Below are 22,980 nucleotides of genomic sequence, written 5' to 3'. Positions count from 1 at the left end.
TTGAACAGCCATCTGACGGCAAGGACACCAGCCTTCCTTGATCGGAGTCAAACGCCCTTGGTCCTGATCGGAACGCATCAAAGCGGCCGCGCTTGTTCCTCGACGACCTTCAGTCGGACCACCGAGACCGAGCAAAGAGCCTGTGCGACCACTTTGGTCGAAACGCTGCCGAGGTGGCGGCGGATTGCCGAAGATGCCCGGGCACCAACGACGATGTGGCCGACGTCATTGTGCTCGGCATAGTCGAGGATCGCATCAGCGGGGCTGACCGCTTCGAGCACATGATAACTGATGCGGTCTTCCGGCAGATGAAGTGGGTGAGCCCAATCCTTCAGCGCCACCAGCCGTTTCAAGTAGACGGGGCGTCCGGATTCGTCGACCGCCCGCGTCTCGCCTATGATCTCGGTCCTCAGGACCGTCACGCAGGCCAGGCGGGAATCCTCGCGCGAAGCAAGCACACGAGCGGTTTCATTGAGGACCTCGCCCGCCAGCGCATCGCTGCCATTGGCCAGATCGACCGCGGCGAGGACAATGGACGGGCCGGCCTGCGCCCTCGACAAGGTCGGCTTGCCGACAAGCGATCTGTCATCCGTCTTGCGAAACAGCCTGGCGATCGCGGCCCATACTCCCTTGTCCTGGGGTTTGCGCCTTGCGACCACCACCTGGTCGGGGTTCCTCAGGTCGGACAGAAGGTGCGCCGCCTCGACATATCGTCGAGACCTGTCCACTTCCATGCATCTCAGGATGATGGCTTCCAGCCAACGCGGAATGGCATCGTTGATATCTCTCGGCGACCTTGGAGCGTGATAGAGCCTGCGCTTCATCCCCGCAAAAGTCGCCGGCCGCCCGAACGGCTCCTCGCCCGTTGCCAGCTGATAGAGGATGCAACCCAGAGCAAACAAGTCACTTGCAGGGTCGGACCGCTCTCCGAGCACCTGTTCTGGTGAAATATAGGCGGCCGTGCCCATCGGCACCGAGCTTTCCGCGCCGAGAAGATCGGGAAGCTCCGCGTGCCGAGCGAGCCCGAAGTCGAGGAGCACTGCCCCGCGCTCGGCGAGAATGACATTCTCGGGTTTGAGATCGAGATGGACGACCTTCTGCCGGTGCAGGGCAGCGAGTGCGGTCGCGATCTCGGCGCCGATCCTTGTCACCTCGTCCACGGGGAGCGGCGCGTTGCCGACGAGATCCGCCAGGCCGGTGCCCGCCACGAACTCCATGGCAAGATAGGGCACCCGCGACAAGCTGCCGGCTGCCGCAAAACGCGGCACATGCGGGCCTGACAGGCGTTTGAGGATCAGCTCCTCCGCCTCGAAACCGAGGATGACGGAAACATCCCCGCCCGGGTCGAGAAACGGTATCTTCAGCACAAGCGGGAATTCGTATCGCGGGTTGGTCGCCCGCCAGAGCGAGGCCATGCCGCCGGCAGGCAGCTTTTCCACCAGCTCGAAACCATCGATGACTGCCCCTGCCTCAAACCTTTGCATGGGAATACGTCTCCTCAGCGGCCGATCTTCAAACGCATGCCAAGCCAACCGGGCAGACCGGCGGCCTGGATCTTGCGTGCCGTTTCTTCATGATCATAGGGGACACGAACCATCGTGACCTCGTGGCGTTGTGGGTCGACAAGAACAAAGCATGCCGCCGGGTTGCCATCGCGAGGTTGACCAACAGCGCCGGCAATTATCAGATGCCTCCTCAGCGCCGACAGTGGCGCCGCCACGTTGTCCAGCGGCTGAAAATGCATCGGTCGACGCCCGGGTAGCGCATAATAGATGGCCGGCACGTGGGTATGGCCGCAGAAAATGAACTGGGCATCCGTTGAAGACAGGCAGCGTTCTGCCGCATCGACGTCGCGTATATACGACCATCTTTCTGGCCTCTCGGCACTGGCGTGCACATACAGCCGGTTCTCGGATTGCAGTGAAAGCGGCAATCGCGCCAGGAAATCGAGGTGCGTGGAAGCGAGGCGTTCACGGGTCCACTGGGCCGCGAACCGTGCATTCTCAGTCATGTTGCTCAGGTTCCGCGCCACTGCCTCGTCGTGGTTGCCCATGATGCAAAGCGCGCCGCGCGCCACCAGATCGATGGCCTTCTCGATCACATAGATGGGATCCGGCCCGTAGCCGACCAGATCGCCGAGCAACACCACCTCGTCCGGATCGTGCCTTCGGACGGCCTCCAGGGCTGCGTCGAACGCCTCGCGATTGGCATGGATATCAGACAGGATCGCGATGCGCATTCAACCTATCCCGAGCGTAGGCAAACCATAGGCAACCGGCGGCGCGAATGATTTGATCCGGCTCAACACCCATGCGCGAGATAATCGGGAGGAGCAATAACCAAGCTGCCAACCACGACAGTCGCATCCGCGGAGCCGGTATATCGCGGATATCACGACACCATCTGCAAAGTCGAAGACGCAGGATCGGATGGCAGCGGGATCGCAGCCGACGCCAGGGCGGCCGCCTGACGTCCAGGCCTCGCCTAGGTAGTTTCCCGTAGGGACATAACCGAATTTCGGCACCCGCCGATTTGCGCGATTGCTGTGTCACGGATCAACCGGGAAGACAGCCATGCAAGCCTACACCTCCTCCAGGATTTCATTGTCGTCGCATCTTGCTCAGCCGAGCCTGCCAGCGCCACTCGATTCCGGGCCGGTGCAGCCGGTAAGCTTCTTCCCAGCGGGTTCAGAGATCTATGCCCAGGGCGGGAAGGCGGGAGCCTTCTACCAGGTCGAGTTCGGCGCCGTTCGCATCTACCGACTGCTTGCCGATGGCCGCCGGCAGATAAGTGCCTTCCACCTGGCTGGAGAGACATTCGGCTTCGAAGCTGGCACGACGCACCACTTCTTCGCCGAAGCGATCAATGCCACCTGTGTTCGTGTCTTCCGCTTCAATGCTGGGGCGGACATGTCACATCAGTTGCTGCCCCTGGCGCTCAAGGGGTTGACCAGGGCCCAGGAACACCTCCTCGTCCTGGGTCGCCAGAACGCCATCGAACGCGTGGCCGCCTTCCTGGTGGATATGGTGGAGCGCCAAGGCGGCCTGCGGCAGGTGGAACTTCCGATGTCGCGCATGGACATCGGCGACTATCTGGGACTCACCATCGAGACCGTGTCACGGGTTTTCACCCGGCTGAAGGACAAGGGCGTCATCCGCCTGCTCAACCTGCGCAGCGTCGAAATCCTCAAGCAGGACGTGTTACGGACCATGGGCGAATGAGCCCTCCCAAGCAGCGAGCGTAACGTCAGCCTCAGATCAGGGATCTTGTTGTCATGAACGATACACTTACCACCCACACCGGATTTCGCTTCGAAGTGCGTCGCGCGCGCCCTGAAGACGAGGCCGGGCTGGCCGAGTTCTTCACGCATGTGACCGCGGAAGATCTGCGCTTCCGCTTTCTCGGCGCTGTGAAGGAAGTTTCGCATGAACGGCTGGTGGCGATGACGCGTTCAGACGACGCGCATATCCATAATTTCGTGGCCTTCTCGACCGACGGGATGTTGATCGCCGTTGCGACGCTGGCAAGCGATCGCGCCGACCGAACCGGCGAGGTCGCGATCTGCATTCGCGCGGATCGCAAGCATCTGGGCGTTGGCTGGGAACTGCTCGCCTATATCTCGAAATATGCCGAAAAACTTGGACTCGAAGCGATCGAAGCGATCGAGAGCCGTGAAAACCGTGCCGCCATCGAGGTCGAGCGCGACATGGGTTTCACCGTGACCACCGATCCCGACGATGCGACACTCGTCCAGGTTCGAAGGGAACTGGGCGCACGATCAGCCGGTTAGGGGCTCGGCCCCTCCTGGTTTGCCGAAGACGCAAAGATCGACATCTCTACCGCGACGGCACGTTCTTCATCTGCTGGAATGACAAGGACATCGACGCGGGAATTGCGATTGCTGACAACGTCCTCGCCTCGTCGGTTTCGCTGTTCATCGATGCCAACTCCAAGCCAGGCCGCGGCGGCGCCGATCCTTTCCCGGACCAACGGCGCGTTTTCGCCAATGCCGGCAGTGAACACCAGTGTGTCCAGTCCTCCCATGGCAGCGGCCAGCGATCCTATCTCGCGTCCGATCCGATAAACGAAGAGATCGACAGCCTGAACGGCAGCAGGATCCTCCGAGCCGATCAGGGTCCGCATATCGCCGGATATACCAGACACGCCGAGTAGGCCTGATTGCTCGTAGAGAAGCATGACCAGTTCTTCGGCGGACAGCCGCCGTTCCTGCAGCAAGTGGAGGATGACCCCCGGATCGAGCGCACCGCAACGCGTGCTCATGACAAGGCCGTCCAGGGTCGAAAACCCCATGGTCGTGGCGACGCTTCGTCCAGAGTCCATGGCGCACAGGCTGGCGCCGCTGCCGAGATGAGCGACGATCGTGCGGCCGCCGGCGACGGCGCCGTATCGGTCATGCAGCTTCGCAGCGATGTGGCTGTAGGACAGCCCATGAAAGCCGTAGGAAACGATGCCCGCCTCGGTCATCGCGCGCGGCAGCCCGTAGGTTTTGGCAAGCTCCGGCCGGGTCGAATGAAACGCCGTGTCGAAGCATCCTACCTGGACGGCCTGCGGGAGGAGTGCAGTGGCCAGCGCGACAATCTCGAGATTGATCCGTTGGTGGATGGGCGCCATTGGCTCGAGCAAGCGCAGTGCTTTGAGCGTGCGTTCGTCGAGCTGCGTTGCTTCGGTGAAGTCGCGCCCGCCGTGAACGATCCTGTGCCCTACCCTGTCGATGCGACGCAAGAGATCGTTTTCGACGAGCACGGAGGCAACCGCCGCGAACGCCTTGTCCATATCGATTGGTTCTTTGCTCAGGCTCCTGTCGACTTTGGAGCTGCCGGCTACGGCCTCGACACGCAGCCGCGGTTGTTGACCCAGAGAGGAGACGTTGCCGCGCAGCAGCAGCGCCAGCTCACCGCGTCGCCCGAATACGGCGAACTTCAGGCTCGAAGAACCGCCGTTGAGAACAAGGATCGCGTCGGTCATGAAGCCATCCGAAATGTTGCCGTTCCCATGCGCTTGCGAACGGGTGTCCGTTCAATCCGGACGCTTCGGCGCCGCATCAGCATCCTGTCCCCACTTCCAGTCAAGGATCTCCGGCATGTCCTGCCCATGGGCGCGAATATAGGCTCGATGTTTAAGCAGCTTGCTGTCCATCGCCTGCTTCAGGCTGACCCGCATGCCCTTCAGTCGCGGAACCCAGTCGAGGACGCTTTGGACGATATGAAAGCGGTCAAGGCCGTTCAGCACCGTCATATCGAAAGGGGTCGTCGTCGTCCCTTCCTCGTTGTAGCCGCGCACATGGATGTTGTCATGGTTGGTGCGCCGATAGGTCAGGCGGTGAATGGTCCAGGGATAGCCATGATAGGCAAAGATGACCGGTTTATCCGGGGTGAACAGCGCATCGAAATCACGATCCGACAGACCGTGCGGATGATATTCCTTCGGCTGAAGCGTCATCAGGTCGACGATATTGACCACCCTGATCCTGAGGTCGGGAGCCTGTTGCCTGAGGATCTGCACGGCGGCCAGCGTTTCGAGGGTCGGGACGTCGCCGGCGCAAGCCATCACGACGTCGGGCTCAGCCCCATCGTCCGTCGACGCCCAGTCCCAGATGCCGATCCCTGCCCGGCAGTGAACGATCGCCTTGTCCATCGGCAGCCACTGCCATGACGGCGGCTTGCCTGCGACGATGACGTTGATGCGGTTCCAGGTCTGCAGCACATGGTCGGTCACGCACAGCAAGGTGTTGGCGTCCGGTGGCAGGTAGACCCGTACGATGTCGGCCTTCTTGTTGAGGGCGACGTCGATGAAACCAGGGTCCTGATGGCTGAAGCCGTTATGTTCCTGATGCCAGACATGGCTGGACAACAGATAGTTCAGCGATGCGATCGGCCGGCGCCACGGGATCTCGCGGCAGGCATCCAGCCATTTCGCATGCTGGTTGAACATGGAATCGACGATGTGGATAAACGCCTCGTAGCAGGAAAACAGGCCGTGGCGCCCGGTGAGCAGGTAACCTTCCAGCCAGCCCTGGCAGGTGTGCTCGGAGAGGATTTCGAGAACTCGGCCGTCGCGCCCGAGATGAACGTCTTCGGGCAGAATCTTTTCCATCCAGCCGCGCTCGGTGACTTCAAACACGTCCTGAAGACGGTTTGAGGCAGTCTCGTCCGGGCCGACGATGCGGAAGTTCTTCGCGGCCTCATTCAACCGCATGACGTCCCGCAGGAAGCTGCCCATCGCCCGCGTCGACTCGGCCTTGATGGCGCCGGGGCGCTCGACCGCAATGGCGTGGTCATGCAACCCGGGCAGTTCGAGGGACCTGCGCAGCAGGCCGCCATTGGCGTGCGGGTTGGCACTCATTCGTTTCGTTGCCTGCGGTGCCGTGGCGCGGATCGAAGCGACAGGAGCGCCAGCGGCGTCGAACAGTTCCTCGGGCCGGTAGCTTCTCAGCCACTCCTCAAGCAGCTTGAGATGCGCGGGGTTTTCGGCAAGGCCCGACAATGGAACCTGGTGCGAGCGCCAGAAGCCCTCTGTCTTCAGGCCGTCGACCTCTTTCGGCCCGGTCCACCCCTTAGGGCTGCGCAGCACGATCATCGGCCATTTTGGTCTTGGCTCGGTCGGGGCTAGTCCGTTGCGCGCGGCATGCTGGATAAGCTTGATGCGATCAAACGCATCGTCGAGCACGCTCGCCATCCGCTCATGCATCAGGACCGGCTCGTGGCCTTCCACGAACAGCGGCTCATAGCCGTAGCCGGCAAACAGCGCGCGCAATTCCTCTTCGGGAATGCGGGCCAGTATAGTTGGATTGGCGATCTTATAGCCGTTGAGATGCAGGATCGGCAGCACGGCCCCGTCGCGCGTCGGGTTGAGGAATTTGTTGGAGTGCCACGCGGCCGCCGACGGTCCGGTTTCTGCTTCACCGTCACCGACGACGCAGGCAACGATGAGATCAGGATTGTCAAAGGCCGCGCCATAGGCGTGCGAAAGCGAATAGCCCAACTCGCCGCCCTCATGGATCGAGCCAGGCACGTCCGGTGCGGCATGGCTCGGTATGCCGCCGGGAAACGAGAACTGCCGGAACAGCTTGCGCATCCCCTGCTCGTCCATCGCAATGTCCGGATTGAGCTCGCTGTAGGTGCCTTCCAGATAGGTATTCGCCACCATTGCCGGGCCGCCATGACCGGGTCCGCAGATATAGATCACATTCGCGTCCCTGAGCCGGATGACGCGATTGAGGTGGGCATAGATGAAACTCAATCCGGGCGACGTTCCCCAGTGGCCGAGGAGACGCGGCTTGACGTGCTCAAGCCGCAACGGTTCGCGCAGCAGCGGATTGTCGAGCAGGTAGATCTGGCCGATCGTCAGATAGTTGGCTGCGCGCCAATAGGCATCGATATCATGAAGCTCGCGATCCGACCGAAGGCCGCCGGAAGCTGGTATCGTCCTATGCTCGGTCATGTCTGGCTCCCATCCTGTTGGCGCCCTGTCGCCGGAGCGCGACATGGGCTTGTGTTCGTCGATCCGCGGGGAATGGACACCAACGCGTGTGCACGCTTTCCGTTCATCGCTTCGCAACCTTACGTATCCGTGTCCTCGAGCGCGCGCGCCTCCGGGTATGTCGCCATGCAGAGACATGCTATTGGCTTCATGAGATTTCGCGTCCTTCGCAACATGCCTGCGCTCGCGACATCTATGGAGGCCGCGGACAGCGCTGCATTGATTCACCGCAAATGCCGCCATCGGTGCGACCAAGGAATGAAGGTTGGGCATGCTCGGTCGGGAGGCCCACCCGCGAATGCTGACATTCACTGCTCCTGAACGACCTAGCGGGTTGTGGTGCCGCTGATAGTGCTCCGTTACCGGCGCCGAATGGATCGAGGCAAGGCCCGACTTGAACAGCCCCGACTTGAACAGCAGGTGAGGGTCGAAGCGTCCGATTTGAAGAACTCTAGCGTGTCGAAGGACTTGCACGACCATTGACGGCCAATGGCAAGCTTAGCCACCTCTGCTTACGGGCACTACGCGGACACAAATGCGGCGCTGTGGCAAAACAACCCCGTCAGCCTCGTGTAATTTATTGATTTCATTGAAATATTGGTGAGCGCGATGGGATTCGAACCCATGACCTACTGATTAAAAGTCAGTTGCTCTACCGGCTGAGCTACGCGCTCCCGCGGGCGCGAAAAGGCCGCCCTCGAAATTGCGCGGAACATAGGGAGAGTGCCTCGACCGGTCAACCGGAAAAAGAGCATCCGCAAGCCATACCGCGCAAGCATTCCCACTGTGGCACTCCGCCTGCTTCGATCAAAGGCGCAACGCCCCCGGCGAAGCGCTGGCATCACCCCACGTCGGCGCTGGTGGGAGGCCTCAGAAACATTACAATTCAGCAACTTGGGATTTAGCGAGGAACCTTCCCCAAAACCACCCGTTGTCTCGCCTCAAGGGACGTCAATCACCCTTTCGAAGGAGAAGGTCATGAACAAGATCGTATCGGGTATACTGGCGACCACCCTGTCGGCTTCGTTTGCCGCGACTGCACTGCCTGCCAATGCCACGCAGATGTTGGTGCCGCAGGCGGCATCGGCTTCGAGCGACGTGCAGACGGTCGATTACAAGCCGTGGATGAAGAACCGCCACTTCAATCGCAATTTCGGCAACCGCGATTTCAACGGCAATCGTAACTTTGCGCGTAACGGCGACGCCTATTGGAACGGCCATCGCGGCTATCGCGAATATCATCGCGGCTATCGCCGCCACGGCGACTACTGGTTCCCGCTGGCAGCTTTCGCGACTGGCGCGCTGATTACGGGTGCCATCGTCAACAGCGAGAACAACCGCGTCTCCGAAGGCAATGCGCATGTGCAGTGGTGCTACGACCGCTATCGCAGCTATCGTGCTTCGGACAACACATTCCAGCCGAACTACGGACCGCGCCAGGAGTGCCGTTCGCCTTACTGACCCAGGGATGAGTGTCAGTGGCTGGCAAGTCTGAGTACAAGGCCCGCGTTGGAAATGGCGCGGGCCTTTTCGTTGAAATTTCAGCATCCCGATCAACGGAATGAAGTTTCCTGTCAGTTGGCCCAGCTTGCGCTTTTGAGCATCAGATAAAGGCCTCCACCTTCTCCGCGCGGAGAGCGATAGGCTCCGAGCGCGTCGCAGACTCGCACCATTGCCGCGGCCAGTTCCCAGCCGAGTGCTTCCAGGTCATCTGTCGTGTCGGTCACAAAAGCCTGCTGAAGTTCGGCAATATCATTCTCCTCGCCGAAGGAACGAACGCGATTGGCGTCGGCAAGAAGTTCGTTGGGCAAGTTGGAATTCGACCACGCCCAAAGCCAGTTGCCGGCCTTGGCGCTTGTCGAGCCAGCAATCTGAATCTCGGCAACGACCTTGACTGCACCATTGTCCGAAAACAAAAGCCTGCCGGTCGTCAGGTCATAGTCATAGCGCGGCCAGCGGCCGAGGCGAAACTCCTTCTCCAAAATGGCATTCTTCGCGGTCAGCTGTTCAAAAGCCTCGTCCCGCCAAGCAGGATACCAGTCTGGCTGCATGTCCCCCACCTCAAGTCCGCTCCTGTGGTGACCGTTATGACACGCTCAGAGTCCTGCGCACAGCATCGCGCCAGCCTGCCAGCTTGGCGGATCGCGTGGCGCTATCCATCTCCGGCTTGAACCGCCGCTCGAGCGCCCAGCTCTTGGCGAATTCCTTCGCCTTGGGCCAGACACCAGCCTTCGAGCCGGCAAGCCAGGCCGCACCCAGCGCGGTCGTCTCGAGGATGGTCGGGCGATCGACGGGGGCATCGAGAATGTCGGCCAGCCGCTGCATGGTCCAGTCCGACGCGACCATGCCGCCATCGACCCTCAGCACCGTTTTCGCCGAAGTGCCCTTCCAGTCCTTGCGCATGGCGTCGAGCAGGTCGCGGGTCTGATAGGCGACGGCCTCCAGGGCGGCGCGCGCGAACTCCGCAGGACCGGAATTGCGTGTCAGCCCGAAAATCGCGCCGCGCGCCTCGGCGTCCCAATGCGGCGCGCCGAGACCGACAAAGGCCGGCACCAGATAGACGTTTTGCGTCGGATCGGCTTCATCAGCGAGTTTGCCGCTCTGCTCGGCCTTGCCGATCACCTTGATGCCGTCCCGCAGCCATTGCACGGCAGCGCCGGCGATGAAGATCGAGCCTTCCAGGGCATAGGTGGTCTTGCCGTTCAGCCGATAGGCGATGGTGGTCAAGAGCCGGTTCTTCGAACGCACCAGATCGCCGCCGGTGTTGAGCAGCGCGAAGCAGCCGGTGCCATAGGTGGATTTCATCATGCCCGGCTCGAAGCAGGCCTGGCCGATGGTCGCGGCGTGCTGGTCGCCGGCAACGCCGAGAATCCTTATTGCGGCGCCGAAGAGATTCTTCTCCGTGACGCCATAGTCATCTGCGCAATCCTTCACTTCGGGCAGCATCGCGGGGGGAATGCGCAAGATGGCCAGTAGCTCGTCGTCCCAGACATTTTTCTCGATGTTGTAGACCAGCGTGCGCGAAGCGTTGGTGGCATCGGTGGCGTGGACCTTGCCGCCGGTCAGCCGCCAGATCAAAAAGCTGTCAATCGTGCCGGCGAGCAGCTCGCCCTTCTCGGCACGCTTCCTCGCCCCCTTCACCTTGTCCAGCATCCAGGCGATCTTGGTGCCCGAGAAATAGGGATCGAGCAGAAGGCCGGTCTTGCGTGTGAAATTCTTCTCCAGCCCCTGCTTCTTCAGTTTCTGGCAGAGCGGCGCGGTGCGCCGATCCTGCCAGACGATGGCGTTGTGGATCGGCTTGCCGGTCGCCCTGTCCCAGATCACGACGGTCTCGCGTTGGTTCGTGATGCCGATGGCGGCGACATCAGATCCTTCGCGGCCAGCATTCTTCAGCGCAGCCTTCACGGTCGTCACGACGCTTGCCCAGATCTCTTCCGGGTCATGCTCGACCCAGCCCGAGGCCGGATAGTGCTGGGTGAATTCCTTCTGCCCGCTGCCGGCGACTTTCATCTCACCGTCAAACAGGATCGCCCGGGTCGATGTCGTTCCCTGGTCGATTGCCAGCACAAAACCGCTCATTGCGTCCTCCGCCTTCACACAAACAGGGGAGACGGCAACATGCCGCCTCCCCCAATTTCACACGGGCGCGAGCGCCCGCATAGGGCAGTCCTATTTCTGCCAGCTCTTCACCAGTTCGTCGTAGTTGATGGTGATCGGCTTGTCCTTCTCCTTCTCGAGCTTCAGCTGAGGCGCCAGATTGCCGCCCTTGACCGCGTCGGCGTTCCAGTAAGCAAGGTCATGCTCTTCGGCCATCTTCGGTCCGATGTCGCCCTGGACACCGGATTTCTCGATACGTGCCATGACTTTTTCCTGATCGGCGCAGAGCGAGTCCATGGCTTCCTGCGGTGTTTTGGCACCAGACGATGCGTCACCGATGTTCTGCCACCAGAGCTGAGCCAGCTTCGGATAGTCCGGCACGTTGGTACCGGTCGGCGTCCACTGCACACGGGCCGGCGAGCGATAGAACTCGATCAGACCGCCGAGCTTCGGCGCACGTTCGGTGAAGCTCTTGTCATGGATGGTGGAGTCGCGAATGAAGGTCAGGCCAACCTGGCTCTTCTTCACATCGACGGTCTTCGAGGTGACGAACTGGGCATAAAGCCAGGCGGCCTTGGCGCGGTCGGTCGGCGTCGACTTCATCAGCGTCCAGGAGCCGACGTCCTGATAGCCGAGCTTCATGCCGTCCTTCCAGTAGGAGCCGTGCGGAGACGGCGCCATGCGCCACTTCGGCGTGCCGTCCTCGTTCATGACCGGCAGGCCGGGTTTGACCATGTCGGCGGTGAAGGCGGTGTACCAGAAGATCTGCTGAGCGACATTGCCTTGCGACGGCACGGGGCCGGATTCGGAGAAGGTCATGCCCTGGGCTTCCGGCGGCGCATAGGCTTTCAGCCAATCAAGATACTTCTGGATGGCATAGACCGATGCTGGTCCATTGGTGTCGCCGCCGCGCGCGGTGCACGAGCCGACAGGCCGCGAATTCGCATCGACCTTAATGCCCCATTCGTCGACCGGCACACCGTTCGGCAGACCCTTGTCGCCATTGCCGGCCATCGACAGCCAGGCGTCCGTGAACCGCCAGCCGAGCGACGGGTCCTTCTTGCCGTAGTCCATGTGGCCATAGACCTTCTTGCCGTTGACGTCGCGGCCAGTGAAGAATTCGGCGATATCCTCATAAGCCGACCAGTTGACCGGCACGCCGAGATCATAGCCGTACTTGGCCTTGAAGTCGGCCTTGTTCTTCTCATCGTTGAACCAGTCGTAACGGAACCAGTATAGGTTCGCGAACTGCTGGTCGGGCAGTTGGTAGAGTTTCTTGTCCGGCGCGGTGGTGAACTTCGTGCCGATGAAGTCGTCGACGTCGAGCATCGGATCGGTGACGTCCTTGCCTTCGCCCGCCATCCAGTCGGTCAGGTTGCGCACCTGCTGGTAACGCCAGTGGGTGCCGATCAGATCGGAATCGTTGACCCAGCCGTCATAGATGTTCTGGCCGGTCTGCATCTGGGTCTGGATCTTCTCGACGACGTCGCCTTCCTGGATGACGTCATGCGTGACCTTGATGCCGGTGATGGCGGTAAAGGCCGGTGCCAGCACCTGAGACTCGTACTGGTGGGTGGTCAAGGTTTCAGACACGACTTTGATTTCCATGCCGGCGAAGGGCTTGGCCGCGTCGATGAACCACTGCATTTGCTTTTCCTGGTCGGCGCGGGAAAGCGTCGACACGCCGCCTATCTCTTTGTCCAAAAAGGCTTTTGCCTCATCCATCCCGGCATAGGCATTGCCGACGCCGAGCAACAGGACAAGGGCCGTTGTTGATGTTAAAAATTGCCGTCGCATGTGTTTCCTCCACTGTTTCAGGTTTGAAGTGCGATCTGGTGCGGTCGCCGGCATGCGGCCGCTCCAACAGTATCCCCCTCTATACGTAGCGGAACACGCCGATGGCGTAGACCACGGAGAGAGCGAGAGCCCACCACAGGTTGGATCCAACGAGACCCAGCCAAGCGAGATGAATAAAGGCGCTGCCAAGCAGCGACAGGAAAAGACGATCGCCGCGCGTCGTCTCGAAGCGCAGGATGCCGACGCGCGGATTGCCGCCCGGCGAGGCGTATTCCCAGACCGCCATGCCGCACAGCAACAGCAGAACAGTCGTGAAGAAGGCCGCCGTCGGCCACGTCCACGCCATCCAGGAGAGATCTAGGTTCATGATCATACCCTCCCCAGGGCAAAGCCCTTGGCGATATAATTTCGCACGAACCAGATGACGAGCGCGCCGGGGATCAGCGTCAGCACGCCGGCGGCGGCGAGCAGGCCCCAATCCATGCCTGCGGCCGAAACGGTGCGCGTCATGGTGGCGGCGATCGGCTTGGCGTCGGTTGTGGTCAGCGTGCGTGCGATCAGCAATTCGACCCACGAGAACATGAAGCAGAAGAAGCAGGCGACACCGATGCCGCTCGCGATCAGCGGCATGAAGATTTTTACGAAGAAGCGCGGGAAGGAATAGCCGTCGATATAGGCGGTCTCGTCGATTTCCTTCGGCACCCCCGACATGAAGCCCTCGAGAATCCACACCGCCAGCGGAACGTTGAACAGGCAATGCGCCAGCGCCACCGCGATATGCGTGTCGATAAGCCCGAAGGCCGAGTAGAGTTGGAAGAACGGCAGCGCGAACACCGCTGGCGGCGCCATGCGGTTGGTCAGCAGCCAGAAGAACAGATGCTTGTCGCCAAGGAAGCGGTAGCGCGAGAAGGCATAGGCCGCCGGCAGCGCCACCGATACCGAAATCACCATGTTCATGACCACATAGGTGATCGAGTTGATGTAGCCGGAGTACCAGGCCTTCTCGGTGAAGATGGTGACGTAGTTGGCGATTGTCGGCGCGTGCGGGTAGAGCGTCATCGAGTTGACGATCTCGGCATTGGTCTTGAAGCTCATATTGATGAGCCAGTAGATCGGCAGCAAAAGTACGATGATGTAGAGCGTCGGCACGATCCACCACCAGCGCGATTCCTCGCCGCGCCGGCGCATGCGCCTGTCGAGATCGCTCTGCGACAGCGTACCGGCGAGACCTCCCGAAGCAGTCCCGTTCATCGCATTGCGCTCGGTTCGTTCATTGGCGCCAGCCATTTCAGCGCTCCGCGTCGTAATTGGTCATCACGGTGTAGAACACCCATGACAACAACAGGATGATGAGGAAGTAGACCAGCGACATGGCGGCCGCCGGGCCAAGGTCGAACTGGCCGAGCGCCGTCTTGACGAGGTCGATCGACAGGAAGGTCGTCGAGTTGCCCGGCCCGCCGCCGGTGACGACGAACGGTTCGGTGTAGATCATGAAACTGTCCATGAAGCGCAGCAGCACGGCGATCAAAAGCACGCGCTGCATCTTCGGCAGCTGGATGTAGCGGAACACCGCCCAGCGCGAGGCCCCGTCGATCTTGGCCGCCTGGTAGAAGGCATCGGGGATCGAGACCAGTCCGGCGTAGCAGAGCAGCACGACGAGGCTGGTCCAGTGCCAGACATCCATGACGATGATCGTCACCCAGGCATCGAACGGATCCTGCACGTAATTGTAGTCGATGCCGATCGCGTTGAGGTAATAGCCCAACAGTCCGATGTCGTTGCGTCCGAACACCTGCCAGATGGTGCCGACGACGTTCCACGGGATCAGCAGTGGCAGCGACATCAGCACCAGGCAGACCGGCACGCCCCAGCCCTTCTTCGGCATGTTGAGCGCGATGAAGATGCCGAGCGGCACCTCGATCGCCAGGATGATGAAGGAAAAGATCAGGTTGCGGACCATCGCTTCCCAGAAGCGGCTGGACGACAGCAGTTCCTCGAACCATTCGGTGCCGGCCCAGGTGAAGACATTGTTGCCGAATGTGTCCTGCACCGAATAGTTGACGACCGTCATCAGCGGGACGACGGCGGTGAAGGCTACCAGCACCAGCACCGGCAGCACGAGGAACCAGGCCTTGTTGTTCCAGGTCTTGTCCATCTATGCCCCCATCTCGACACGCCAGGAATCGGCATAGATGTTGATGCCGGCCGGATCGAACCGCACCTTCGGTTCGGCTGGCACGGTCTCGTCCTCACCGATGACGGCAGCGATGTCCCTGCCTTCCAGCTTGGCGCGCACCACCTTGTGGCGCCCGACATCCTCGACCTTGCTGATCGAAACGGCCATGCCGTCGCGGCCGAGCCGCACATATTCGGGGCGGATGCCAAGTTCGATGGCGCCGCTGTCGGCCTTCGGCGCGCCCGGCAGTTCGATCCGCTGCGACCCGAGCGTCGCCGTCCTGCCGTCGATCGCCACCGGCATGACGTTCATGCCGGGCGAGCCGATGAAATAGCCGACAAAAGTGTGGCGCGGCCGTTCGAACAGTTCCGCCGGCGTGCCGATCTGGACGATGCCGCCATCATACATCACCACGACCTGGTCGGCGAAGGTCAGCGCCTCGGTCTGGTCGTGGGTGACATAGACCATGGTGTAGCCGAAGCGGCGATGCAGCTGCTTCAATTGCGAGCGCAGCACCCACTTCATATGCGGGTCGATGACGGTCAACGGCTCGTCGAACAGGATGGCGTTGACGTCGGAGCGCACCAGGCCGCGGCCGAGCGAGATTTTCTGCTTCTGGTCGGCGGTCAGGCCCCTCGCCTTCTTCCTGGCCCAGGACGCCAGATCGATCATCTCCAGCGTCTCGCGCACCTTGCGGTCGACATCGGCCTCCGGCACGCCGCGATTGCGCAGCGGAAAGGCCAGATTGTCGTAGACGGTCATGGTGTCGTAGATGACCGGAAACTGAAACACCTGCGCGATGTTGCGCTCCTGCGTCGACAGATTGGTCACGTCCCTGCCGTTGAACAGCAACTGGCCGTGCGAGGGATGCAGCAAGCCCGAAATGATGTTGAGCAGCGTGGTCTTGCCGCAGCCGGATGGGCCGAGAAGCGCATAGGCGCCGCCATCCTCGAATGTGTGATGCACTTCCCTGAGCGCGAAATCGGCATCCTTCTGCGGGTTCGGCAGGTAGGAATGCCTGACATGGTTGACGTCGATGCGCGCCATATCGCCCTCCTCAAGCCGCCAGCTTCGGCGCGGTCACGGCGCGGCCGTGCTCGTCGAAGACCATGATGTGACGCGGATCGATGAACACCTCGACCACTTCGTCGGTCTCGAAATCCCGGATGCCGTGGGTCAGCATGACCCAGCGCACGTCGGCAAAATCGAGATGGATGAAGCTCTCCGACCCGGTGATTTCCGTGATGGTCACCTTGGCCCGCACTGGCACTGCGCTGGCATTGGGCCGTTCGAGCGAAAGATGGTGCGGCTGAAAACCGATCGTGTAATTGCCATCGGCAATGCCGACGAGTTCGGGCGGCACCGGCAGCTTCACCCCGCCTTCGAGCAGGAAGTCGGCGCCCTTCTTGGCCAGCACGATGGTGTTGAGCGGCGGATCGGCGAAGGTCCGAGCCGTCACCAGGTCGACCGGTTTGCGGAAAACGTCGATGGTCGGTCCGAACTGCGTGATGCGGCCTTCCGACAGCGTTGCCGTGTTGCCGCCGAGCAGCAGCGCCTCATGCGGCTCTGTCGTGGCGTAGACGAAGATGGTGCCGGCGGCGGCGAAGATCCTCGGCAGTTCGGCCCGCAGTTCCTCGCGCAATTTGTAGTCGAGATTGGCAAGCGGCTCGTCGAGCAGCACCAGGCTGGCATTCTTGACGATGGCGCGCGCCAGTGCGGTGCGCTGCTGCTGGCCTCCCGACAGGCTGAGCGGGGTGCGGTCGAGATAGGGCGTCAGCTTCAGCAGCGCCGCGGCCTCGCGCACCTGGCTGTCGATCTTGCCTTGCTCCGCGCCGGCCACCCGGAGCGGCGAGGCGATGTTCTCATAGACGGTCATCGCCGGATAGTTGATGAACTGCTGGTAGACCATGGCGATCTTGCGCTTCTGCACCGGCACGCCGGTGACATCCTGGCCGTCGAACCAGACCGAGCCGGAGGTCGGCACATCCAGGCCGGCCATCAGCCGCATCAGGCTGGTCTTGCCGGAAAGCGTCGGCCCGAGCAGCACGTTGAGCGAGCCGTGCTGAAGCGTCAGCGACACGTCGCGGATATGCTCGGCCGCACCGACCGTCTTGGTGACGTTTCTCAGTTCCAGCATGACGCCTCCTCCCAGGCTTTCCGCATCAGCTCAAACCCTCTTCATTCGGCAGCCGCGACATGCCGCCGGCTTATGCCGCGCATGAATTCATCGAGTGCCGCCACCTGCTCGCGGTTGAGATGCAGGCCGCGCTTTGTGCGACGCCACAGTACATCCTCTGATGTGACGGCCCACTCATTTTCAACGAGATAGCGCACTTCGGCCTCATAGAGATCGCCGCCGAAACTGCGGCCGAGCTCGGCATTCGACTTGGCAAGACCAAGCAGACGCTGGGCCCGCGTCCCGTAGAGCCGCGTCAACCGCCGGGCGAGGCGCGCATCGAGGAAAGGATAGGCTGTCTTCAGCTTCGCCACCTGTGCGTCGAACCCGGTCGCCGGGAAATCGCCGCCCGGCAACGGCGCGTCCGATGTCCACGGCTTGCCGCGCTTGCCGAGAAAACCCTCGATCTTTTCCAGCATCGATTCCGACAGCCGGCGATAGGTGGTGATCTTGCCGCCGAAGGCATTGACGATCGGGGCTGCACCCTCACCGCCATCGGCCTTGAGCACGTAGTCGCGTGTCGCTTCCTGCGCCTTGGAGGCGCCGTCATCGTAGAGCGGACGGACAGCCGAATAGGTCCAGACGATGTCCGAACGCTTGACGGGTTGCGCGAAATACTCGCTGGCCGCGGCGCAGAGATAATCGATCTCGGTGTCGCTGATCTTCACATCGTGCGGATCGCCGGGATAATCCCGGTCGGTGGTGCCGATCAGCGTGAACTCGTCCTCGTAGGGGATGGCGAAAATGATGCGACCATCCTTGTTCTGGAAGAAATAGGCGCGCGGATCGTCGAACTTCTTGGCGATGACGATATGGCTGCCCTGCACCAGGCGGACATTGTGCACGTCGTTCTGGCCGACGACGCCGGAAAGTACATGATCGACCCAAGGTCCGGCGGCATTGACCAGCAGCCGCGCCTTGATCTCTTCCGTTTCTCCGCTCCGCAGGTTCTCGATCTTGATTGTCCAAAGGCCGTTTTCGCGGCGCGCGCCGACCACCTTCGTGCGGGTCCGGATCGTTGCACCACGATCGGCGGCATCGCGTGCGTTGAGCGCCACCAACCGCGCATCGTTGACCCAGCCGTCAGAATATTCGAACGCCTTTTTGAACAACGGCTTCAAAGGCTTGCCAGCCGGATCGCTCGCCATGTCGAGCGTCCTGGTCGCCGGCAGCAATTTTCGTCCGCCAATGTGGTCGTAGAGGAACAGGCCGAGCCGGATCAGCCAGGCCGGACGCAGCCCCTTGGCATAGGGCAGCACGAAGCGCATCGGCCAGATGATGTGCGGCGCGTTCTTCCACAGAACCTCGCGCTCCATCAGCGCCTCGCGCACCAGGCGGAACTCGTAGAATTCGAGATAGCGCAGGCCGCCATGGATCAGCTTGGTGGAACCGGAGGAGGTTCCGCTGGCGAGGTCGTTCATCTCGGCGAGAAAAACCGAAAACCCGCGCCCAACGGCATCGCGGGCTATGCCGCAGCCGTTGATACCGCCACCTATGACGAAAATGTCCCGGACTGAAGACGTGTCCACTTAACTCCTCCACGATTTCGCATTGCACCATTTTTGGTCTTTTGCGAAACCGTGACGGAATTATTTCGAACTCATAACGAATGTCAAACGAAATATATAACAAACCCGTGAGACGATCGGGAAAGGGCCTCACCCCAGCGACGTCTCGATCAGCTGAACCTCGGCCTCCTGGCAGATCTTGCGCACCGAGGGGATGTCGCAGCGGTCGGTAATGAAGGTGTTGACCTGCGACAGGTGACCGATGCGCACCGGCGCCGTGCGCTCGAACTTGGTCTGGTCGGAGACCAGAATCACATGCCTGGCATTGGCAATGATCGCCTGCGCCACCTTCACCTCGCGAAAATCGAAGTCGAGCAAGGCGCCGTCATGGTCGATGGCCGAGGCGCCGATAACGGCGTAGTCGACCTTGAACTGCCTGATGAAATCGACCGCTGCCTCGCCGACGACGCCGCCATCCGACCCGCGCACCACCCCGCCGGCAATTACCACCTCGATCGAAGGATATATACGCATCCTATTGGCAACATTGATATTATTGGTGATCACCATCAGGCCGTTATGGTCGAGCAACGCCTTGCTGACCGCCTCCGTCGTGGTGCCGATGTTGATGAACAGCGAGGCGTTGTCGGGGATCAACCTTGCCGCCGCGCGGCCGATGGCTTCCTTCTCGTCCGCAGCGATCTTGCGCCTCGCCTCATACTCCATGTTCTCGATACCGGACGGGAACAATGCGCCGCCATGAATGCGGGAAAGCAGGCGCTGGTCACAGAGATCATTGAGATCCTTGCGAATGGTCTGCGGCGTCACGTTGAAACGCGTGGCCAGATCGTCGACCAGCACGCGGCCATGGTCCTTGGCCATCTGGATGATCTCGGCATGGCGTGGCGACAGATACATGGGCGGCCTCCCGTTTTCGTTTTTCTTGTCTATAGCCGAAAACGAAAGCAATGAAAAGGCATAAGCCGGCTAAGGGAAATCACCTGATTGCAAAGGCAAACTCCAGCGCAATCCTACATGGGCCTGTCAGACCAGGCCGCGCGCGATTTCGGTGATGACGGCAAAAGCCGCATCGACATCGCTAGCGGTCGCCTCGAACTGGCCGACCTGGAAGCGGATTGCCACCTGGCCGTCGACCCTTGTCTGCGTTAGATAGATGCGGCCATCGTCGTTGATCGCATTGACGAGCCGCAGATTGTGAGCGTCGGCATCGGCGCTTGAAGGCGCCCTGTGCCGGAACGAAAACAGCGACAGCATCGGTTCGCTGACGATCTCGAAATGCGGCTCCTTTGCCAGCCGCGCGGCAAGGCCCTCGCTCCAGGTCACATGGTTGCGGATCATGGCACGCAGGTTTTCCAGCCCGTGGGCGCGCAGCAGGAACCACAGTTTCAGGGCGCGGAAGCGCCGGCCGAGCGGCACCGACCATTCGGAATAGTTGATGATGCCGTCATGACCGTCGGTTTTCAGATAGTCCGGCTTGATGGCCAGCGTCCTGACATGGCTTTCGGGGTCGCGCAGGAACTGGATCGAGCAGTCGAACTGTGCGCCCAGCCATTTGTGCGGATTGAAGACGATCGAATCGGCGCCTTCGATACCGGTCCAGAAATGCCTGTACTCGGGGCAGATCATCGCCGATCCGGCCCAGGCCGCATCGACATGAAGATACAGTCCATGCCGCTTGGCGACCGCGACGACCGCCGCAATGTCGTCCGTGCCGCCGGTGCTGGTGCCGCCGACGCAAGCGATGACGCCCGCCGGCAGCAGGCCGGCTTTCCGGTCGGCCACGATGGCCGCCTCCAGGGCGGCGGTATCCATGGCGCGAAAGCGGCCGGAGACCGGAATGCGCACCAGATTGTCCTCGCCGATGCCCGACACCCAGATCGCCCTGTCGATCGACGTGTGCACCTGATCCGAGGAATAGATGCGCAACTGGCCCTGCCCAGCCAACCCCATTTTGTTGCCTTGCCAATCCAGCGCCCGCTCGCGCATGGTCAGCACGGCATTGAGTGTCGCCGACGAAGCCGAATCCTGGATGACGCCGGAAAATCCCTCGGGAAGGCCAAGTGCCTGGCGCATCCAGTCGACGGCACGGGTCTCAAGTTCGGTCGCCGCCGGCGAGGTCTGCCAAAGCATGCACTGCGCGGCCATTGCGGAGACGAGATACTCAGCCACCACCGAAACCGGCGCCGCATTGGCCGGGAAATAGGCGAAGAAGCGCGGGTGCTGCCAATGCGTCATGCCCGGCACGATCTTCTCTTCGAAGTCGGCGAAGATCCTGTCCATCGGTTCAGCGTCTTCCGGCGGCGAGGCCTCAATGCTCCTGAAAATGTCACCCGGTTCGACCAGCGGCCGCACCGGCCGCTCGCGCAATGAATTGCGATAGTCGGCGCCCCAGTCGGCGGCGCGCCGCGACCACTGCCGGAACTCGTCATTGTTCATCCTGTCCTCCCGACACGAATGCAATGCCGGCACTCCTCGCCCGGCTCTCAAATTCCATCAATAATTAACATGTGAAATAGATGCAAGCGCTGGCGCTACGGCAAGCGCCCTAAAGCGCATCGCTTGATAGGATCCAAGCGGATGCGCTTTAGATCCTTGTTCTTGTGCATGTCGTTCGCCCAAAACCGGGGCCACTTTTGGGCGGCATGCATCACCCCGGAAAATCCGGCAGGCTGGCAAAGGCGCTCTTCAGCGCATTCGACCAGCCGTCAGAGATGGTGCGGTAATACTGGTCGTCCTGAGCAATCCGCTTCTTCAGGCCGACCTTGAAGGCGTCCTTCTCCAGGAACAGCAGGTCGAGCGGCAAGCCGACCGACAGGTTGGACTTGAGTGTCGAATCGAACGACACCAGCAGCAGCTTCACCGTCTCGGCTAGGCTCATCGTCCGCTCATAGGCGCGGATGATAATCGGCTTGCCGTATTTGGTCTCGCCGATCTGGAAGAATGGCGTGTCGTCGGTCGATTCGATGAAATTGCCCTCGGGATAGATCATGAACAGCCGCGGCGGACTGCCCAAGATCTGCCCGCCGAGGATGAAGGAGGCGTTGAAATAGGAATCGGCCTTCTCGCCGGCGGGAGACGATTGCGCGATCACTTCTTTCACCGTGTCGCCCACCAATCGCACCGTCTGGTACATGGATGGTGTCTCGAGCAATTTCTCGTGGCGGTCGGTCACCGCCTTGGTGCGTTCGTCGAGCAGGCTGACCACGGCCTGCGTCGTCGCCAGATTGCCGGCCGACATCAGGACGATGACGCGCTCACCCGGCTGTTCCCAGACATGCATCTTCTTGAAGGTCGAGATCGAATCCATGCCGGCATTGGTGCGCGTGTCCGACATGAACACGAGCCCGCGATCGATCTTCAGGCCGACGCAATAGGTCATGGAATCTCTTCTGGCACTAATCCTTGCGGGATTACTGCTCTACCGTGACGGTGACCGCAAGCCGTTCTTGCGCCTGTCCCAGTCGAATTCCCGACACCGGCGAGGCGTCGCGGTAGTCGCGGCCGGTCGCCACCTTCACATAACGCTCGTCGGGAGAAATACCATTGGCTGGGTCGAAGGCAACCCAGCCGAGACCCGGAACATGCGCTTCAGCCCAGGCATGGCTTGCCGCCTGCTCGACAGCATCCATCATCAGATAGCCGGAGACGTAGCGCGACGGAAATCCCATGGCGCGCGCGGCGGCGGCAAAGATATGGCTATGGTCCTGGCAAACCCCGGTCTTCAGCGCCAGCGCCGCTTCGGCCGGTGTGGTCGCATTGGTTGTGCCTGGCGTGTAGGCGACGCGCTCGCCGATCATGGCCATCAGCCGGTGCAGCCGTTCGATATCGGTGCCCGTGCCGACCGCTTCGGCCAGCTTGCGGATGCCGCCGCCGATGGTGGTCAAGGGCGTTTCCTGCGCGAACAGCCACAGCGGCGCAAAGCCCTGATGCGACCCGCAAACGCCTGACGTGTCGCGCGTCACCACCTCGCCGGACGCCTCGACCGTGATGAAATCTCGGTCACCCTCGACACTCAACAGCCTTGTGTCGTTGCCGTAGTGATCGGTAAACCGCACTTCCTCGCGCGCGCCTTCGACCTTCAGCGCCCAGGACAGCACCGTCTGTGTCTGTCCGCTGACCGGAAGCAGCCGCAGCCGCTGCAGCAGATATTGCACCGGCGCGTCGTAGCGGTATTCGGTCCGGTGGGTGATCTTGAGCCGCATGAG

The 22,980-nt window shown here is 61.4% G+C and carries 20 protein-coding genes and 1 tRNA gene; 3 read left to right on the top strand and 18 right to left on the bottom strand.

The genetic code is table 11. The annotated features are described in order from the left end of the window. Window positions 1–77: 77 nt before the first annotated feature. Together CK227_RS31545 and CK227_RS31540 are read right to left on the bottom strand one after the other, a co-directional pair. Window positions 78–1,484 carry a bifunctional serine/threonine-protein kinase/universal stress protein gene (locus CK227_RS31545; protein ID WP_095775413.1) on the bottom strand — a complete coding sequence of 469 codons (1,407 nt, stop codon included), beginning with the start codon at window positions 1,482–1,484 and terminating at the stop codon, window positions 78–80. Window positions 1,485–1,498: 14 nt separating this feature from the next. Next, window positions 1,499–2,239: a metallophosphoesterase family protein gene (locus tag CK227_RS31540; protein WP_095775412.1), complete on the bottom strand. Its 741-nt coding sequence runs from the start codon at window positions 2,237–2,239 to the stop codon at window positions 1,499–1,501. A 334-nt stretch (window positions 2,240–2,573) separates the two neighbouring features. On the opposite strand from CK227_RS31540, the gene CK227_RS31535 reads away from it, so the two are divergent. Together CK227_RS31535 and CK227_RS31530 are read left to right on the top strand one after the other, a co-directional pair. Continuing rightward, window positions 2,574–3,221, top strand: a complete 648-nt coding sequence (locus CK227_RS31535) for a helix-turn-helix domain-containing protein (protein WP_095775411.1) — start codon at window positions 2,574–2,576, stop codon at window positions 3,219–3,221. A 53-nt stretch (window positions 3,222–3,274) separates the two neighbouring features. After that, on the top strand, window positions 3,275–3,790 hold the full coding sequence (locus CK227_RS31530; RefSeq protein ID WP_095775410.1) for a GNAT family N-acetyltransferase: 516 nt from the start codon (window positions 3,275–3,277) through the stop codon (window positions 3,788–3,790). Here the strand turns inward: CK227_RS31530 and CK227_RS31525 are convergent. The 3 genes from CK227_RS31525 to CK227_RS31515 form a co-directional block, all read right to left on the bottom strand. After that, complete coding sequence (locus CK227_RS31525; RefSeq protein ID WP_095775409.1) at window positions 3,787–4,986, bottom strand: acetate/propionate family kinase; 1,200 nt, start codon at window positions 4,984–4,986, stop codon at window positions 3,787–3,789. The genes CK227_RS31530 and CK227_RS31525 overlap by 4 nt on opposite strands. 51 nt (window positions 4,987–5,037) lie before the next feature. Beyond that, complete coding sequence (locus tag CK227_RS31520) at window positions 5,038–7,461, bottom strand: phosphoketolase family protein (protein ID WP_095775408.1); 2,424 nt, start codon at window positions 7,459–7,461, stop codon at window positions 5,038–5,040. A gap of 637 nt (window positions 7,462–8,098) precedes the next feature. Then, window positions 8,099–8,174, bottom strand: a tRNA-Lys gene (locus CK227_RS31515). A gap of 304 nt (window positions 8,175–8,478) precedes the next feature. Here CK227_RS31515 and CK227_RS31510 point away from each other — a divergent pair. Continuing rightward, a complete protein-coding gene (locus CK227_RS31510) occupies window positions 8,479–8,961 on the top strand; it encodes a BA14K family protein (protein WP_095775407.1) in 483 nt (160 codons plus the stop codon). A 113-nt stretch (window positions 8,962–9,074) separates the two neighbouring features. Here the strand turns inward: CK227_RS31510 and CK227_RS31505 are convergent, their stop codons facing one another. The 13 genes from CK227_RS31505 to CK227_RS31445 all read right to left on the bottom strand — a co-directional run bounded on the left by CK227_RS31505 (window position 9,075) and on the right by CK227_RS31445 (window position 22,977). Then, window positions 9,075–9,551 carry a DUF6882 domain-containing protein gene (locus CK227_RS31505; protein ID WP_095775406.1) on the bottom strand — a complete coding sequence of 159 codons (477 nt, stop codon included), beginning with the start codon at window positions 9,549–9,551 and terminating at the stop codon, window positions 9,075–9,077. A gap of 34 nt (window positions 9,552–9,585) precedes the next feature. Next, a complete protein-coding gene (glpK, locus tag CK227_RS31500; protein ID WP_095775405.1) occupies window positions 9,586–11,079 on the bottom strand; it encodes a glycerol kinase GlpK in 1,494 nt (497 codons plus the stop codon). Window positions 11,080–11,169: 90 nt separating this feature from the next. Further along, window positions 11,170–12,894 (bottom strand): ABC transporter substrate-binding protein, encoded by a 1,725-nt coding sequence (locus CK227_RS31495; protein ID WP_095775404.1) that lies wholly within the window; start codon window positions 12,892–12,894, stop codon window positions 11,170–11,172. A gap of 79 nt (window positions 12,895–12,973) precedes the next feature. Continuing rightward, window positions 12,974–13,267 carry a DUF2160 domain-containing protein gene (locus CK227_RS31490; RefSeq protein ID WP_179296546.1) on the bottom strand — a complete coding sequence of 98 codons (294 nt, stop codon included), beginning with the start codon at window positions 13,265–13,267 and terminating at the stop codon, window positions 12,974–12,976. Then, complete coding sequence (locus CK227_RS31485; RefSeq protein WP_095775403.1) at window positions 13,264–14,181, bottom strand: carbohydrate ABC transporter permease; 918 nt, start codon at window positions 14,179–14,181, stop codon at window positions 13,264–13,266. Before CK227_RS31485 ends, CK227_RS31490 begins: the two co-directional genes overlap by 4 nt. A gap of 1 nt (window position 14,182) precedes the next feature. Then, the gene (locus CK227_RS31480; protein ID WP_013895315.1) at window positions 14,183–15,049 is read right to left on the bottom strand and encodes a sugar ABC transporter permease; all 867 of its coding nucleotides are present in this window, start codon (window positions 15,047–15,049) and stop codon (window positions 14,183–14,185) included. Continuing rightward, on the bottom strand, window positions 15,050–16,117 hold the full coding sequence (locus CK227_RS31475) for an ABC transporter ATP-binding protein (RefSeq protein WP_095775402.1): 1,068 nt from the start codon (window positions 16,115–16,117) through the stop codon (window positions 15,050–15,052). Between the two features lie 10 nt (window positions 16,118–16,127). Next, entirely contained in the window at window positions 16,128–17,207 is a 1,080-nt protein-coding gene (locus tag CK227_RS31470; protein ID WP_095775401.1) for an ABC transporter ATP-binding protein, read from the bottom strand. 41 nt (window positions 17,208–17,248) lie between these two features. Continuing rightward, window positions 17,249–18,775 (bottom strand): glycerol-3-phosphate dehydrogenase, encoded by a 1,527-nt coding sequence (gene glpD, locus CK227_RS31465; RefSeq protein WP_095775400.1) that lies wholly within the window; start codon window positions 18,773–18,775, stop codon window positions 17,249–17,251. Between the two features lie 129 nt (window positions 18,776–18,904). Further along, the gene (locus tag CK227_RS31460; protein WP_095775440.1) at window positions 18,905–19,672 is read right to left on the bottom strand and encodes a DeoR/GlpR family DNA-binding transcription regulator; all 768 of its coding nucleotides are present in this window, start codon (window positions 19,670–19,672) and stop codon (window positions 18,905–18,907) included. Between the two features lie 126 nt (window positions 19,673–19,798). Then, on the bottom strand, window positions 19,799–21,211 hold the full coding sequence (locus CK227_RS31455; protein ID WP_095775399.1) for an aspartate aminotransferase family protein: 1,413 nt from the start codon (window positions 21,209–21,211) through the stop codon (window positions 19,799–19,801). Window positions 21,212–21,422: 211 nt separating this feature from the next. Continuing rightward, window positions 21,423–22,154 carry a peptidase gene (locus CK227_RS31450; RefSeq protein ID WP_010909605.1) on the bottom strand — a complete coding sequence of 244 codons (732 nt, stop codon included), beginning with the start codon at window positions 22,152–22,154 and terminating at the stop codon, window positions 21,423–21,425. 31 nt (window positions 22,155–22,185) lie between these two features. Further along, complete coding sequence (locus CK227_RS31445; protein ID WP_095775398.1) at window positions 22,186–22,977, bottom strand: transglutaminase family protein; 792 nt, start codon at window positions 22,975–22,977, stop codon at window positions 22,186–22,188. Window positions 22,978–22,980 lie beyond the last annotated feature (3 nt).

Source organism: Mesorhizobium sp. WSM4308 (genome assembly GCF_002294905.1).
Classification (GTDB): domain Bacteria; phylum Pseudomonadota; class Alphaproteobacteria; order Rhizobiales; family Rhizobiaceae; genus Mesorhizobium.
Note: the sequence above shows the minus strand (reverse complement) of the source record. Positions and strands in the feature narration are given on the sequence as shown.

Coding starts and splice junctions, on each gene's coding strand:
- CK227_RS31510 (WP_095775407.1), top strand. CDS start 8,479: ATGAACAAGATCGTATCGGGTATACTGGCGACCACCCTGTCGGCTTCG.
- CK227_RS31475 (WP_095775402.1), bottom strand. CDS start 16,117: ATGGCGCGCATCGACGTCAACCATGTCAGGCATTCCTACCTGCCGAAC.
- CK227_RS31455 (WP_095775399.1), bottom strand. CDS start 21,211: ATGAACAATGACGAGTTCCGGCAGTGGTCGCGGCGCGCCGCCGACTGG.
- CK227_RS31505 (WP_095775406.1), bottom strand. CDS start 9,551: ATGCAGCCAGACTGGTATCCTGCTTGGCGGGACGAGGCTTTTGAACAG.
- CK227_RS31460 (WP_095775440.1), bottom strand. CDS start 19,672: ATGTATCTGTCGCCACGCCATGCCGAGATCATCCAGATGGCCAAGGAC.
- CK227_RS31470 (WP_095775401.1), bottom strand. CDS start 17,207: ATGCTGGAACTGAGAAACGTCACCAAGACGGTCGGTGCGGCCGAGCAT.
- CK227_RS31540 (WP_095775412.1), bottom strand. CDS start 2,239: ATGCGCATCGCGATCCTGTCTGATATCCATGCCAATCGCGAGGCGTTC.
- CK227_RS31495 (WP_095775404.1), bottom strand. CDS start 12,894: ATGCGACGGCAATTTTTAACATCAACAACGGCCCTTGTCCTGTTGCTC.
- CK227_RS31490 (WP_179296546.1), bottom strand. CDS start 13,267: ATGATCATGAACCTAGATCTCTCCTGGATGGCGTGGACGTGGCCGACG.
- CK227_RS31535 (WP_095775411.1), top strand. CDS start 2,574: ATGCAAGCCTACACCTCCTCCAGGATTTCATTGTCGTCGCATCTTGCT.
- CK227_RS31520 (WP_095775408.1), bottom strand. CDS start 7,461: ATGACCGAGCATAGGACGATACCAGCTTCCGGCGGCCTTCGGTCGGAT.
- CK227_RS31530 (WP_095775410.1), top strand. CDS start 3,275: ATGAACGATACACTTACCACCCACACCGGATTTCGCTTCGAAGTGCGT.
- CK227_RS31480 (WP_013895315.1), bottom strand. CDS start 15,049: ATGGACAAGACCTGGAACAACAAGGCCTGGTTCCTCGTGCTGCCGGTG.
- CK227_RS31445 (WP_095775398.1), bottom strand. CDS start 22,977: ATGCGGCTCAAGATCACCCACCGGACCGAATACCGCTACGACGCGCCG.
- CK227_RS31525 (WP_095775409.1), bottom strand. CDS start 4,986: ATGACCGACGCGATCCTTGTTCTCAACGGCGGTTCTTCGAGCCTGAAG.
- CK227_RS31545 (WP_095775413.1), bottom strand. CDS start 1,484: ATGCAAAGGTTTGAGGCAGGGGCAGTCATCGATGGTTTCGAGCTGGTG.
- CK227_RS31450 (WP_010909605.1), bottom strand. CDS start 22,154: ATGACCTATTGCGTCGGCCTGAAGATCGATCGCGGGCTCGTGTTCATG.
- glpK (WP_095775405.1), bottom strand. CDS start 11,079: ATGAGCGGTTTTGTGCTGGCAATCGACCAGGGAACGACATCGACCCGG.
- CK227_RS31485 (WP_095775403.1), bottom strand. CDS start 14,181: ATGGCTGGCGCCAATGAACGAACCGAGCGCAATGCGATGAACGGGACT.